The organism is Nostoc sp. (genome assembly GCF_036919595.1).
Lineage (GTDB): Bacteria > Cyanobacteriota > Cyanobacteriia > Cyanobacteriales > Nostocaceae > Nostoc.
Map to the genome: position 1 here is coordinate 1 of NZ_JBALCO010000101.1, position 15,061 is coordinate 15,061.

The window sequence follows — 15,061 nt, forward strand, 5'->3', positions numbered from 1 at the left end:
CACCCAAGTATCACGTTTCTCAATTATTCCACCTCATTAGTATGGAAGCAAAGCCTTCTATTATAACATAAAAATAATTCTGCAAGAGGTCTAATTTAGCAATGATTACTGTACCCACATATGAAGGTAAAATGGGACAGCCATTGTTATTTAGTAATGGGATGCGATGCCTACGGCGGGCTGCGCCTACGCACTTACAAAATATCCCTGAAGAAACCTTAGCTTTGCGCCAAATTATCAGAGAATTTTATCCAGGAATTCATCAAGTGAAATTTGCAACTCCGGCTGTGCTATTAAATATCAAGATGCCGGAAGCATATCAAGAACAAATGCATAATCTTGGGTAGCAACAGATTACAGTATGAGTTAACGTCAATAACAAGATTCCCGACTTCTTGAAGAAGTCGGGAATCTGAGCCTTTGGATTACTCTTCCGTGAATCCGCTTAATTCATCATTTGGTTGATCAATCATTTCCGGCACTAAAGCTGGGTTACTCCTACGTTCTTCTGGTGATTGCTCCCGGATAACATCATCTATTCTCGCAGGGTGTTTGATTTTGTCGAGTACCTCTGGACTTAGTTGCGATGGATCGCCTTCTGGATTCGACTTTTCTGCTTGACTAGGAACTGTTTCCTTATTCATCACTATTTCCCTAAACTTATACACCAAGCTTAAGTTCTTCTGTGGTGAGGTACATACTATCTTGAGACTTATTTCACACAACGCTAGCTGAGAAATGAGCCATGCGATCGCAAAACCTATGGAATCAAACTTAAGCAAGCGGCAGAAAAGCTTGGTAAGACGGTTCGGACGATGCAGGCGATTTTATCTTTGAGAAAAGGGTTAAGCAATATTGATAAAGCGACTTTAGATGAGGTTTTGGAGTGGTTTGAGTGATGGAAAATATAGCGAAAGAGCCTAGATTTTTTGATATTGAACTACTCCAAGGTGAAAGCTTAAGCCATTTCTTAGGGCATTTTCGTCGGGAGAATTATTTAACTGCTACTCAACTTAGTAAATTGACGGGGTTAGGTGCTGTTATTGGTAGGTGGGAGAAGTGTTATTTCAACCCGTTTCCGACACAGCAGGAGTTGGAGCCTTTGGCTGGTATAGTTGAGGTACAGGTTGACAAACTCTTGGAAATGCTGCCCCCAAAGGGTATGACCATAAAACCCAGACCAATTCGGTTATGTGGTGCTTGCTATGCAGAATCACCCTATCATCGTATTGAATGGCAGTTTAAGGATGTGATGAAATGCGTAGGCGAAGCCCGTCGCAGACATCGCCACAATTTACGCTTGTTAACCAAATGTACTAACTGTGAGACTCCTTTCCCGATTCCCGCAGATTGGGTACAGGGTGAATGTCCTCACTGTTTTTTGCCTTTTGCAACAATGGCGAAGCGTCAGAAACGTCTTTAAAAATGGCTTAAGATTAGAGGTGCGAACACTGCCCTATCGCACTCTAAAGCCACTCACAAACCTGCTAGTTTTGTCAACTCTGTTTGCCAATCTTCATCATATCGTAGGACAAGGACATGGCAAGTGGTGCTGTGCTTAAGATTATCTCGCTCAATTTTATCTTGTTTACGTTTCTCAAGGCTGTCATGAACTGAACCGTCACAAAAAACAGCAATGCCATCTTCTTTATAGAGAAAATCTGGCTTACAGTTCGTCTGTGGAATTAATTCCTGTGTAGAATCTGGTAGTTTATATCCGCATTTATAAATTTCTTCTAAAACTATTCGCTCAAATTGGGAATTTTGGTCTGTTTGTTGCAGCAGTTGTTGATACTGTTCATCACGATATATTCCTTCTATCTGCACTGTACTTTTTTGCAGTTCGTCAAGTAGGGTTTTGATGAGATGGCGATTGATCAAAGCATGGTCGAACTGGTTGCGGTAAGAAAGCAAGCATTCATAACAAGCTTGAACACAGCTATCTTTCGTTTCTTTAAAATGGCAAATATCTAAAGCGGTATCAGCTATTTTTTGGAAAGCATCAGGTTTTTCTAATAGTTGAGAAAGGACACCTGCACCGCCTTCCGTCGATTCCCAAAACAGTAAATATTTCCCGTCTCCCAAACGTTCGGAGTCGAGTTCGTCGGCTTCTAATTTGTACACTGCTTGGATGGCAGTTTCCAGGGCGTATTGTAGGGTGGCAATAAAAGCTTCTCTCTGTTCTGTGGGAACACTTAAAGGTTCGATGACTAGGATATTGCAGGTATTTTTCACCATTAAGTTAACGTCGGTGTGAATGCTATCTTTTGCCGAGTCATTTTTGGCATCGCCCCAAATACCAGTTTTAATATCAAGTTTAAATCCTCGTTCCTCGCTTTTTTTCTTGTTCAGTCCGCGATTAATATGCCAGATATCTGCTGTAGCACCGTAAGTTAAACGTAATAATTCTGTGCCATCGGCGGTTTGTACTGTGGCTGATTGGCGTTTTTGCTTATCGTAACGGAAGTGGGTGGTGATGTTGTAACCGTACTTCAGGCGTTCTTCTTCGTCGCAGGTAATGCGTTCTCGTCTCCAGGCGATCGCAGTTTCCATTGATAATAAGCGGGTAAGCAAAGCCTTATTGTTGTTACTATCGACAAGTTTTACACCGCAGTTTTCACAGGTATCACGGTTACTAGCTTCTCCTTTATGGAAATAACCGCATTTAAAGCAAACATTTACCCGTTGATAATCAGCACCACCAACAGGCATTTTGGTTTTAGCCACCATAAATTTACTACCCTCGTAGTAAATAACATTACCAGGGGCAAATTCTCTTAAAGCAACGCTGCAAAGACGAGAAATAAATTCGCCACTTTCTTCTGTGGGAATAAATGCCCGGACTGGTAAGCGGGGGAAGTTAAACCCAGGTAAAAATCCCTCGGCAGCAAAATAACGATAAGGGTAAAATTCAAACTGATTATTGCTTTTACCTTGGACTTGTCCTACTAACAGGTCAATTTGTCGCAGTGCTTCTTTTTCTTGAGCTTTAGCGATATCTCGTTCTTCTTGAGTCGCATAGCCTCTGGTATAACGACTTGTGCTGTCGCGGGCCTTGTCTAATTGTTCAATAGCATCTTTGTATAGTCTACGCCAGCGATCGCAAGCTTGATCAAAGGCATTATGTGCATTTTCTAGGGTGAATTGTAACCAATTTTCAGAATACCAAAAGGTTTTGTTCAAGTCATTTTGGCAGAATGTATCTGATAAAATCAGTTTTGTAGCTGCCAAACATTTGGCTAATTTTTCCTGACTCATAGTGATTCGCTGACTTACATCTTCTTTTAGCGGACACTCCGGCGAATCTAACTCCAGAATTTGGTTCATGGAATTTTCAAGGTATAAGCCAGTGTGTGCTAGCCAAATCGAATACACATGAGATTTAATTAAATCCTGATTAGCTAGTTCTAATTTTGGTGGGGCGACGACACCAGCAACCATTTGACTTTGACGTTTAAAGAAATATTGGTCGTGACCGCTACCAATGGAGGCATAAGTAATTACTAAAGCTTCCTGTCCACTTCTCCCAGCGCGACCACTGCGTTGGGCATAATTGGCAGGGCTGGGGGGAACATTCCGCAGATGGACAACGCTGAGGTCGGAAATATCTATCCCCAATTCCATTGTCGGGGAACAAAATAAAGCTGCTAATTTGCCATGACGGAATTCATCTTCTCGTTGCTGGCGTTTTTCGTTTTTGACCTGTCCGGTATGTTCTCGCCCCTCTAGTGCTTTAATTTGATGGGCGTTAGTTTGATAGAACTCTTGAAAAAATTGATTGACAGAAGTATTTCTTTCCTTACCCTGCAAGCGACGCGAGATTAAAGGGTCGGCGGGAATTTCACTTAATTTTGAGGCGACCCAGACCATTGAATTAATTTTTAGTTGGACTTCTTCTTCCTTTTTGTGTAAGTAACCTGCATCTGCTAAAGCATTGACTAGAGCATTAATTAATTGGTTATAATCTGAACCTGATCACGGTTTTTGCAACCAATTCCATGCCCGATTAGAACGCAGAAAGCGCCCGATTTCACCACGAAATGTCAGTCTAATTGTTCTTGATTTACCTTTTTTCTCTGTGGGGCTGAGGCTTGCCCAAAAAGCTTCGTGTAGATATTCAAAAGTATCAATAGTCCAAGGGTCTTTTAGTGCTTGGGATACTTCTTTTTTCAGTTGTTCTATTCCATTTGTTTGTAAAATTTCCGCATCAATCACCAGTTTTTTCCGCAGATGGTCAAGAAAGGTTTTGACTACAAAATATTTTTGTGCAGGTGAAGCTTGTAGTAAAATTGGATGGCGGTATTTTTGCCAGAGTTGAGTATTTTCACAAGTTGCTAATAGTTCAGCGTATTCTATGGTCAATAAACCGCATCCTTCTAGATTAGGTTGAACAATTCGCCAACCGCGACGTAAATCTTCGTATAGTCGATATTCAATTAAATTGCTAAAAGCTTCTTCATTCTTGCGTTTACCAATGCCAAATTCTGCAATTTGACTTGCATAATCTGCTTGAGATAAACCCATTTTTTTGACAACTTCCGCCGCCAGTGCTTTATGAGTTAAGTTTTGATTGTCTTGAATGGCACTATTCAAAGCTGCCCGCAAGAAACTGGTTTGGACAAAATCATTGAAATGTCCTGCCTGTAATGAAGCATCTTGACGGTTATCAGTAAAGCTGAGAATTTTTGCGGCTTTAGCTTTCTCGCCAGTGAAAACTTGCTTGAGGCGACTGACGGTAGAAAGACAAAGTAGAGTAGTTGCGGTACTACGCCCTTCACTACTTAGACGAGAGAGTTTGGTAAATTCGTTTTTCTTTTGGTCGTACAATACACCGCAGTGGAGACAAGTAAGAAAGGGTTTAGGAATAAACCAACAGGTAGTTCCCTGTAATACAGAGTTTATGACTTTACTGTTGGGTAGAACTTGCAGTTTGTGGGGAATAAAAGGTGCATATTTTTTTTCGGGAATACGCCCTTGCTTTTTAGTTTCTTTAAACCATGAGTCGGGAAGTCTCTCTTCGTCTTCTTTATCCCAAAGTCCGGGTTCATCAAGGGTTAGGTAGCCTTCCTTGATATCTTCATTGTCAAGACTATCTAAGGCTGTGGGTAATTGGGGCAGTACAATATCTTTTTCCGAATCGTAGCGTACCACATAATAGTCCTGTCCGCATTCTCGACAAAATACGAGGGGATAAAGCAGGCGGTTTTCGGTGGTTGTGTACTGGCCTTCCAAGGTGAGAAGTCGTTTGTCTCGATTTTCAATCGTGGCGTAAACGCTACCGCCTTGGGAAATAAACTGATGCAGGCGGAATGCCAACCCCTTAGTTTTGCTTCCCCAAAGAAATATCTGTTTGAGGATATTTAAGCAAGTTTCCTCGTTGAGTTAGGTTTCATTTGCGAGTTGATTTGCACCTGTCTCTAGGGTGATGGGTGTGCGACGGACGAGATGTCCTTGTTTGTCTTCTAAACCAAAGTTCATCTCTACCCAGTGGCTAAGGGAATGCTGTTTAAAAGCGTCTAAGGTTTGTTCGGACTTTGGAGGTAAACCTTGGATAATGCTTTCCCGCAATTTTTCTGTGGTGGGTGCAGCACTTTTGATAGAACGTTCTAAAGTTTCATCGATGACGTTGCGGGGTTGAATTTCTACACCGAATAATTTACTAGCAACATCTGCGACTACCTGACGGCGTTGCTGGCGGGAACCTTCGGAAGACATGGTGGCGCTAGTGCCAATACACAGAAGTTTCTGGCCGCAGCGTTGCCGAAGTTTGCGAATTAAGATGGCGACATCTGCACCTTGCCGTCCTCTGTAAGTATGCAGTTCATCTAGGACTAGGAATTTTAAATCCGGGGATGCTACTAATTTATCTTCGTGAGTGCGAGAGAGCATTAATTCCAGCATCACATAATTTGTGAGCAAAATTTGGGGCGGATTGTTTTGAATTTCAGTTTTCTTATCTAGTTTTTCTTGCCCAGTATATTTTTCAACGCGAATGTGGGTGTTAGGTACTTGTTTGAGAAATTTTCTTAATTCTTCTTCTTGAGAATTAATCAGGGCATTCATGGGATAAACCAAAATAGCCCTAACTCCTTTGATTTCAGAATGGTGTAGCAAATCATTAATAATGGGGACAACATAAGTTAGACTTTTACCGGAACCTGTTCCTGTGGTGACAACATAGGGTTCTTGACGTTGTGCTGTTTCAAAGGCTTGTTTTTGGTGGGAGTGAAAGGAATAAGCTTCACCATATTGTGAGAAGTAGCGTGTAGAATCTGGATGGAGAACACGTTGCTGTACTAATGTGGTGACAGATGCGCCAGGACGATATTTAGGGTTAAGTTGCACTAAAGGGTCAGTCCAGAGTTGACCTTTTTCTAACTCGCTATCGACAAAGGTTTTTACTTTTTCGTCGCGGATTTTGAGGAAGCTTTCAATATAGCGACGGTAGTCGCCAATTACTTCGTTGCGAAAATTAAAAATATCAAGGAACTGAGAATGGGTGGAAGAGGATGAATTACTCTTTGCTGGTATTTGATGATTTGTTCGACCTAAGCGTTGGTCAATCCATTCTCGAAGTTGATAGTTAAAAGTTTGAGGAATAGTAGAAAACTCGAATATTTCTTCAATTTCTTGTATATCCCAATTTTGAGGAATACCTGTAAATAGCAAAGTTAATTGCTCTGGTGTAACAGCTACCACTCCTGTACAATTTAGCAATGCTAATTTTTGTCCTAATAAATTACTAATGGGTAAAATCGCATTTTCAGGCTGCTGTAATAATTCGTGTAGTTTTATAGTAATTTTCATAAACTTTGATTCTAAGTTTAAATATGTAGGATAAATTATTTCGTCAATTTACCCTATATACTATATTTCCCGTTATAGACACAGAAAATAACAAAATACTTAGAAGTTATTTGTAAAGTAAAAATAAAACTTTTCATATGCTTTTTCACAAGAAATGTGACATGAGCGCCTAACACACCGTGTGATGTAGCGGTGCGTTAGGCTACTTAAGATTTCTTTTATAAGTCAATTGTTTATATTTTTATATCTCTTGTATAGCTTTCCTTACTTCCTCTACATCTAGTTCTAAACGTTCAGCAATTTGTTGAACACTTAATCCTAGTTCCAGCAAAATTGGTATCATTTTCAATTTTGTTTCTAGTTTTCCTTCTTCTTTCGCTTCTTGATAAACTTTAGTTTGTTTAAGTAAATTTAAATTCAGCATGGTTTCTATTTCCTCGCGGCTTAAGTTAGGAAACTTGTAAACTACGATTGTCTCTATAAATTCTAGAACTTTTCTTTGAATAAGAGTGTCTGTCAATTCCTCCTTAGCTTTATTAATTAGGGTTTTGGCGAATTCTCCAGCTTTGTTCCCACTCTCTATAACTAAGCGTACAATTCCTAATGTTTCACTGGGGAAGTCTGCGCCGTAGACATCAGCAGGATCTAGAATATATCGCAGTTCATCACGGGTGAGTCCGTAGAGTTTGGCGTAATATGCGTCTAATTCTGCTCTTAATAATGCGCGTCTGTTGGGATTCCAAATGAAGGGTTCGCCGTCGTATCCCATGTCTTTGGCGAAGGGTTGCATATCCCAGGCAGTGTAGACTAATTCGAGTACGCGATCGCTAATAAATTTGATATCTTCTGCGGTGTATAATTCTGGGGGAAGAACGGGAAGTTGTTTCAGGATAAAAAAGCTAAAATTCATCCCACCTATTTTTTGTTTTGCAATAAAATCAAATATAAGACTATTTAGATTTGCCAATAAACACTGCAATAGTAAGTTTTCGTTGATTACTGGCATTATTAAATTAATACTATCACCACAAGCTGATTTAGGAACAATGCTAAAAATAGCAGTTCGTTCATTTCTCGAATCAGTGATTTTACGGCAACCTATTAACCAGTTTTTATTCCATTTACCTCTTAAACGATTCTCAACTTCTGTTTCATCAATCCAGTAACGAGGTGTGGCATAAATATTTGAATTTTTTTTATCAGTCTCTACTAAAGTATGGATTTCTGTATCACGATACGTTGCCCATCGATGATCAAAGTGATAAAACATTTTAGCTTCGTAAACTGAGCCCAGACTGGTAGCAGCTTTATTGTGAAATAAATTGCTATCATTTGCCATGTGAAACATGGACATCAATGAAATTCTCCAAGGGTTATTACCTGTCTTTTCATTATCCATAACAGGTACACGTTGATAGATTTTATTAGTCAATTCAGCGTCTATACAACTTCTAAAAAGCGGACAAGTTTGCGTATTAGGATTTAATAATGATATAATTTCTGGAGCCATACCAAAAACACGTTTATTATCTTTTAAATTGGTAAGATTGGTTGATAAAAAGCAAAACTTTATTGAAGTGTTACCAATAGATGCCATAGTCAATAAGCAAAATTTTGTTTTAGTATGAAGCGCTGAAAATAGGTGTTCACGATTTTCAAAATCATATAAGCTTACTAAATTCCGAGATTCTACTATTTGTGCAAAAAAATACTTATTAGGTTCATCTGTAGCTATACCAGTAGGAACAATGATGCTGATTCTACCAAAGGGAGAAATCAACTTTCTCGTTGTTTCAGCAAAAATAGCATAAGTATTGATGTCTCCCACCGCAGTTAAAGGAAATCTACCCGACTCCCGAATAAATTTCCCTTGTGCCTCAGCATCATGTTTCGCATCTTCAAAAGCTTGTGCTAACTCAGGATTTTTCTTATGTAATTCCTTAATTAACTTCTCCCGCGCCGCTTTATTTATAGCATTAGCAATTTCCGCACTTTGAGAAGCAAAAAATTCTTTCTCTTGTAACTTAATCCGTTCCCAAGGTGGATTACCCAATACACAATTAAATCCACCTTGTTCAAATACTTCAGGAAACTCTAAACACCAGTGAAAAAAGTGTTTTTCTTCAGCTAACTTATTCGCTGCAACTACAACCTTATTTAATTCGTAATTCGTAATTCGTAATTCGTAATTTTCATCTGATTTACAGATTTTTTCTACTTGTTCACGCTTTAAACGGTTTAACGTTTCAGTTGTAGGTAGTAACTGTAACTGATGCTCAGTTAGCGGCATAAAAAATGCTGCTGTCCATAAGTTGCAAGCAGAATATTTTAACCACCAACTAGATTCTTGTAGATTCTCTTGATATTGCTTTTGCTTATATTTAACTTCTTGTGGCGTGGTTTCAGGAATTACTCCTAACTGTCGCCACATTTTGGCATAGTCAACACTATCATTTCCTAACTTCTCATCAATTGATAGCTGTGCTTTGTTTTCTCGTTCTTTTTTATTCCGTTTTTTAAACTGTGTCGATAGTGTTTTATCATCACCTGTAACTGCTTTATAAGCTTCATCAGGGATTCCTTCATTCAAACAACTCAAATCCATCACTCCCACAAGGGAATTTCCACACTTAATCCTGTGGTCTAAAAAATTAAGAGGGAAGCCGCGAGAAAAACCTTCAATCCATAAGGCTACTTTGCACAAATCAACAGCCAAAGGGTTTAAATCCACGCCATAAATGCAATTTTGAATAACATCTCGAATCGCTAACTTTAAAGGTTCACTACCTGGTTCAGCTTCCCCAGTGCGAATTTTAGCTAATTCCTTTCCTACCCGACGGGCTGCGGCTAAGAGAAAATGACCGGAACCACAGGCGGGGTCTACAATTTTGAGGCTAAGTAAAGCTTGCTCTTGTAGGGACTTGTTCTCCTGACTCTTCACGTCATCTGGAAAACCTCTCTCCAAACCTCTCTCCTGCAAGGAGAGAGGCTTTGAATTCTCCCCCTTCTCTAGTAGGAAAGGGGGCTGGTAAGTTAGGTTTTGCGTTTGTTTTTCGAGATGACGTGAAAAGTCAGACTTGTTCTCACTCTCATGACTTCTTTGACTAGGCGAGGGGAGAAAAGCAGCACGAATTGCTTCTAAAGTTGCATTTAAATCTGTTTCAACTTGTTGGCTACTGATGCGGACAAAACGTAGCCCTAATGATTCCAGGAGTTCTTGACGTTGTTGGTCTAGATATCTTTGAGATTCGTGAATTGCTCCATCAACTTCAACAATCAACAGTTCTTCTTGACAGAAGAAATCAACTATAAATGTACCAATTGGATGCTGTCGCCGAAACTTGCGATTGTCTAGCTTGCGATTGCGTAATGCCTGCCATAAAATTGCTTCACTCTTTGTTGGCTGTTTGCGTAACTGTTGAGCAATTTCTTGCATTTTTCTGCGAACAGCAACAGGAACTTCCCATTTATCTTGTTTACCCTCTTTACCCTCATCCCCCAACCCCTTCTCCCTTGGGGAGAAGGGGAGTTCTTGTTCCCCTTCTCCCTTGGGGAGAAGGGGCTAGGGGTGAGGGAATTCTTCAATTTCTCTTCAATTACAGGTTCTAAAGCTGTTTTTATCAGTTGTCCTACTAGCTGCGGTGGCGTATAGTAAGAGCCTGTAGTTTTCCTCTCACTACCAAATACTAATTTGAATTCGTAATTTTTAGGAGATATTTCTGGGTGAAAATCAAGGAGACTTTCATATACGCTCCCTAATTCTTCTACATCCAAGGCAGCATAATTTACCCGTCGTAATTGCCCCTTATCTTGATATAGCGATAACTCCCGAATCGCTACTAGCAAATCGTGATTATCAATAGCACAATCATCTAAAGCTGGTAGAGTGGACGAACCAAATAAATCGCCATTTAATGGTGATAATCCTAAATATTTTCCCCGCCAATTTTCATCAAACAGCAAAAATGTAACCCGCAAACCCTGCCATAAATCTTGAAAGCCTTCCCGCCGCCAATGGGGACGCTCGGCTAACTCTCGCAGTCGCTCAATGCTGTAATATTCTCGATAGATTCGTGCTTTCTCTACATCTTCACCAATTATTAATAAATTACGGGACTCTGCCACCATCAAAAACAGCAGGCGATAAATCAGCCGCAACAGTTGGCGATAATATCCGATATCTGTTAATTCTGTACCACCAGCAAGCTTCTGCCGCAAGTTTTCATTACTGGGATGTTGGAGAAAACCAGTGCCTAGCTGTATTAATGCTTTTTCTACCCCATCTCGGAGTCTGTCGCGTACCCGTCCGCCCTGTTGTAGTGCTTCTTGGTGGTAATATTCTAGCAAGCACTTATCCGCATCATCCATACCTTCAGGCAAGCGGGAACGGTGAAACAACCGATAAAATAGCCCAAATTCGGCAAAGTTCTCACCGTTGAGAATCTGTTCTAAGTCAAATTCAACATAGGTAAGACGAGTCATCAAGGAAGAGTCGCGCAGTAACCGCCAGCGAAAACCGTTAGTTGCGATCGCCCATAAATGCTCTGTCTTGTTAAGATACTCCTGCACGAGTGCGTGTGCTGATAACCTGGGTGTGCCACTGGGAGGACGATGATCTACCTTGATTCGACAACCAATAATGTGGATAGGTGGCTTGTTTTCGCCTAATTCTGCACGATGAGAAATCGCATAAGTTTGTCCCTCCACGACTTCCGCTTTAGCAGTGTAAACAGGGTTATATCCGAGACTTCGTAGTAAGGGAACTACCCACAGTTCGCGGGTAACGCTGGTAGCGGTGTCATCTGCATCTAACCTGTCTAATTGCCGTTGAAATGCAGCCCAATAAGCTTTAGCATCACCCCAAGCGATCGCAATTTCATCTGCTAGTTTGTCAGTTTTCGTAAAACCAAAATCCTCTGGTGCTTGCCCTTTGACATTACCCGCCAGCAATTCGGCAGTCATATCTGCTGCTAACAAATTACCTTCAATCTGAACGCCTGTTAATGTAATCCCTGCTACACTCATCTCTCACGCACCTAATATTAAAAAATTGTCTAAAAAATTACGAATTACGAATTACGAATTCTTCCTGGCTGAAGAATATAAACGCCTAGAATGTCCATTGGTAACTTGGGTTTAACCTGAATCTGCCCTTCTTGGGTGATGGCTCTGACTCGTCGGTGTGATTGGGAAAGAGAATGCGATCGCTCTTTTGCAAATAGTTCTAAATCAGACTCAATCTCTGTAATTTTGCTGAGTAACTCTTCAATTTCCGCCTGTTTGATGCGTGGAGGCGCATCACCCACAGGGTTAGCTTGTTCCAGCAAAGATTTTGCATCCTCTGGTGTCAGCCAGATGGGATTTGATGGAGGGCCAGTAAATCCAACTACTGCACATTCCTCCGCCAGCAAACTTTGGTGTTTTGGGCTGTTTAACAAATGCCGTAGCCGCAATAACAGCAAAGTCGTGCGCTTGGTGACAGTATCCGTCGTAGTAAAACCACACCGTGCTGCGATCGGGTCTTGATTATTCGAGAGTGCATCTTCGATAATGTGACGTGCTAACCCTTCTACCAGTGGGTGATTCCGTCCTAGATATTCCACCCCTTCTGGTGCAGGGGTTGTAAAGCTAAACAAGCGCGGCTTATCTCCTAATGCTGGCTGGAGAAAATCAGGAATTGTGGACAGTAACCAACCTTGTTTTTTCTTGGTTAACGAACAAGATAGGCGATTAGCGGCCGACAACACGAACCGTTCCACATCCTGTTCACTACCTAGAATTTGCTCAGATTCAATTAATTCTTGCTCAACTTCCGCAGGTTTGATTGACCTTTGAGCAAAGCGAGTACGGCTAATCTTTTCCCGTTCTACAGCTTTGTCCCAATTTTTATGGACTTGCTCAACAGCAGATTCCTGTTCATCTAACAAATCCAATAAAGACAATTGCACCGCATCGTTAGCGCGGTCAAATAAAGATTTAAAAACAGCTTCCGACACCGTAGTGCTGTCCATTGGTACGGGGACAGTAATTCCCAAAGTCTTGTGAATTTGTACAGCCTTGCGAATTAGCACATCCAAAACTGCACCATCCACCGGATTATCTGAACCGTAAACCAACAAGGTCTTAACTTGACTTGCAGTTTGACCATAGCGGTCAATACGTCCTTCCCGTTGTTCCAAACGATTGGGATTCCAGGGTAAATCGTAGTGAATCACCGCACTGAAGTGAGATTGCAGGTTTACCCCCTCACTTAAACAATCAGTAGCTACTAAGACTCTTTGAGGATATGACTTTAACTCTTGCAGGCGAATTTCTCGTTCATCTTCTGAAAGTTCCCCAGTAATAGCAATGACTCGAATTTGACCCTGCGGGTGACGCTCGTCCCTCGCTACCGCTTGCACTAACGCAGTCGCTTCTCCTGTCAAAGACGCTGCGCGAACAAGTCGGGAAACCCGCCCAAGGCGCTGCTCACTGCCTTTCTTCTCTAGTTTTTGCTTGAGAGCATCAGCAACATAATTTGCTGTAGCAATATAGCGACACCAGATAATCGGGTTAAAACCTTCTGAAAGCAGTGTTTGTATGGAAGAAATACATGATTGTAATTTTTGGTCTTTATCACCCTGTAACTTTTGGGCTGCTTGCACAAAAGCTTGGAGTTTACGCTTATCTGTATCGCCATAGCAATGCTTTCCCTGTTCTATGACCACAGTCGGAGTTGCATCAACAGCTTGCTCCTGGTCTGTAGGGTCGTAAACGTAAGAACTCATTAAATCTTCGTCTAAATCAGTAAGTAAACTATCGTTACCGGATTTACTCACTTGACGGTTTAACGTTGCTACTGCGGCAGCTGGGGAAGACATGACACAACGAATCAACGCCAAGGCTGACCAATAACGTCCCCGACGTTGGGCATAGCTCATGTCCTGTGTCGTAGTTTTTACTAGCCCACGGGCAAAGCTGTAGACATCATCAAATAATTGTTTATATTCCTTCGATAACTTGTAAGGCTTTTCTTCTGAATCCCTTTCAGGAAAGGGTGTTTCATTGCCCAACCACTGTTTAACATCTGCCCGCCGACGCTGAATAAAATGACTTGCCAGCTTGTCTCGCTGTTTATCTGTTAGTCGGTCTAGGGTTAATTGTTCAAACTCCGGTTGAAGCAATCCTAGCAGAGATAAAAAGGACTCTTCAATGCCACTGTGAGGAGTAGCAGAAAGTAATAATAAATGGCGTTGGCGCAGCTCGCCGTAGGCATCGCTTTCTGTTGCAATCTGCTGAATTAATTGGTGGCGTTGCTGCTGAGATGTACTTTTGCTGCTGGGACGGGTACAAGTATGCGCCTCATCCACAATTACAAAATCAGGGCAGTGTGTAATAAAACTTGCACGACGGCGTTCTGCTTTAGCATAGTCTAGGCTAACAATTATGTGTCGATAGTAACTAAATATATGAGTACCATCCGGGATTGCTCTCTCCAATTTAGAAGCTGTTCCAGAACGTACCACCACCGCATCAATATGAAACTTTTCGCGTAATTCTTGCTGCCACTGATCGCATAAATGAGGAGGACAAAGGACAGCTATCCGTTTTATTTCACCTCTATCTAAAAGTTCACGAGCAATTAATCCAGCTTCAATGGTTTTCCCAACTCCCACGTCGTCAGCAATGAGCAGACGCACTGCCTCTAATCGCAACGCCATCAGTAAAGGCACTAACTGATAGGGACGAGGACGCAATGATAAACGTCCCAAACACCGAAATGGCCCTGCTCCACTTCGCAGCAAATGACGTGCGGCATCCATCAGAAGCATTGCTGCTGTATGATCTTTTATGCTGATAGAACTAGGCAAGGGAAAGGTCGCTGATTCTAGAGTTTCTATGCCTAACTCCTGAAGCTTCTGATAAATTCCAGCTATTTCCTCTTCGTTTCCTGAAATGGGACGCAAGCGAATAACATCCTCATTTTCCACAGGTAATACGACCCACTGCCGATTGCGACAACTCACTATAGAGCCTGGAGTAGGGTTCAAAATTTCCGTCATCGTTTCCCTGTATTGAAGAGTAGACAGCAGAAAATACACAGGAAAGTTGATTTCCTACTATCTACTTTTGATTAAGTGCTAATGAATACTGTTTTAGTTCGGAAATTTCGGGGAAGCTAACCGCGTAAACACTAGATTTTTATAATTGGAATCTAAGTATAGTGCGGATAAATAGCGGCAAGTTCAACAGCAATATAGTCACAACTAATAGT

General features: G+C 41.2%; 9 protein-coding genes and 1 pseudogene. 2 read left to right on the top strand and 8 right to left on the bottom strand.

Going from position 1 to position 15,061, the window contains the following annotated elements; all coding sequences use genetic code 11:
• Nucleotides 1-101: 101 nt before the first annotated feature.
• Nucleotides 102-347: a hypothetical protein gene (locus V7K21_RS15105; RefSeq protein ID WP_335175535.1), complete on the top strand. Its 246-nt coding sequence runs from the start codon at nucleotides 102-104 to the stop codon at nucleotides 345-347.
• A gap of 78 nt (nucleotides 348-425) precedes the next feature.
• Here the strand turns inward: V7K21_RS15105 and V7K21_RS15110 are convergent, their stop codons facing one another.
• Nucleotides 426-644 carry a hypothetical protein gene (locus tag V7K21_RS15110; protein ID WP_335175537.1) on the bottom strand — a complete coding sequence of 73 codons (219 nt, stop codon included), beginning with the start codon at nucleotides 642-644 and terminating at the stop codon, nucleotides 426-428.
• A gap of 254 nt (nucleotides 645-898) precedes the next feature.
• Here V7K21_RS15110 and V7K21_RS15115 point away from each other — a divergent pair, with 254 nt between their 5' ends.
• Nucleotides 899-1,423 (top strand): hypothetical protein, encoded by a 525-nt coding sequence (locus tag V7K21_RS15115; RefSeq protein WP_335175539.1) that lies wholly within the window; start codon nucleotides 899-901, stop codon nucleotides 1,421-1,423.
• A gap of 53 nt (nucleotides 1,424-1,476) precedes the next feature.
• Here V7K21_RS15115 and V7K21_RS15120 read toward each other — a convergent pair whose 3' ends face one another.
• The 7 genes and pseudogenes from V7K21_RS15120 to V7K21_RS15140 form a co-directional block, all read right to left on the bottom strand.
• Nucleotides 1,477-3,870: a helicase-related protein gene (locus V7K21_RS15120; protein ID WP_335175541.1), complete on the bottom strand. Its 2,394-nt coding sequence runs from the start codon at nucleotides 3,868-3,870 to the stop codon at nucleotides 1,477-1,479.
• A 105-nt stretch (nucleotides 3,871-3,975) separates the two neighbouring features.
• Nucleotides 3,976-5,316, bottom strand: coding sequence for a hypothetical protein (locus tag V7K21_RS15125; RefSeq protein WP_335175543.1), 1,341 nt, complete (start codon nucleotides 5,314-5,316; stop codon nucleotides 3,976-3,978).
• 66 nt (nucleotides 5,317-5,382) lie between these two features.
• Nucleotides 5,383-6,807, bottom strand: a complete 1,425-nt coding sequence (locus tag V7K21_RS15130) for a DEAD/DEAH box helicase (protein ID WP_335175545.1) — start codon at nucleotides 6,805-6,807, stop codon at nucleotides 5,383-5,385.
• Nucleotides 6,808-7,048: 241 nt separating this feature from the next.
• Nucleotides 7,049-9,748, bottom strand: a complete 2,700-nt coding sequence (locus tag V7K21_RS15135) for an Eco57I restriction-modification methylase domain-containing protein (protein WP_442948890.1) — start codon at nucleotides 9,746-9,748, stop codon at nucleotides 7,049-7,051.
• Between the two features lie 243 nt (nucleotides 9,749-9,991).
• Nucleotides 9,992-10,243 (bottom strand): annotated as a pseudogene (locus tag V7K21_RS30740) (endonuclease domain-containing protein); the annotation flags it as partial.
• Nucleotides 10,159-11,832 carry a hypothetical protein gene (locus V7K21_RS30745; RefSeq protein ID WP_442948887.1) on the bottom strand — a complete coding sequence of 558 codons (1,674 nt, stop codon included), beginning with the start codon at nucleotides 11,830-11,832 and terminating at the stop codon, nucleotides 10,159-10,161. The gene V7K21_RS30745 and the pseudogene V7K21_RS30740, both read right to left, overlap by 85 nt.
• Nucleotides 11,833-11,876: 44 nt before the next feature.
• Complete coding sequence (locus tag V7K21_RS15140) at nucleotides 11,877-14,849, bottom strand: helicase-related protein (protein WP_335175550.1); 2,973 nt, start codon at nucleotides 14,847-14,849, stop codon at nucleotides 11,877-11,879.
• Nucleotides 14,850-15,061 lie beyond the last annotated feature (212 nt).

Bases quoted from the DNA above. Each gene is read 5' to 3' on its own strand.
- V7K21_RS30745 (WP_442948887.1), bottom strand. From the start codon at position 11,832: ATGAGTGTAGCAGGGATTACATTAACAGGCGTTCAGATTGAAGGTAAT.
- V7K21_RS15105 (WP_335175535.1), top strand. From the start codon at position 102: ATGATTACTGTACCCACATATGAAGGTAAAATGGGACAGCCATTGTTA.
- V7K21_RS15120 (WP_335175541.1), bottom strand. From the start codon at position 3,870: ATGGTCTGGGTCGCCTCAAAATTAAGTGAAATTCCCGCCGACCCTTTA.
- V7K21_RS15140 (WP_335175550.1), bottom strand. From the start codon at position 14,849: ATGACGGAAATTTTGAACCCTACTCCAGGCTCTATAGTGAGTTGTCGC.
- V7K21_RS15115 (WP_335175539.1), top strand. From the start codon at position 899: ATGGAAAATATAGCGAAAGAGCCTAGATTTTTTGATATTGAACTACTC.
- V7K21_RS15110 (WP_335175537.1), bottom strand. From the start codon at position 644: ATGAATAAGGAAACAGTTCCTAGTCAAGCAGAAAAGTCGAATCCAGAA.
- V7K21_RS15130 (WP_335175545.1), bottom strand. From the start codon at position 6,807: ATGAAAATTACTATAAAACTACACGAATTATTACAGCAGCCTGAAAAT.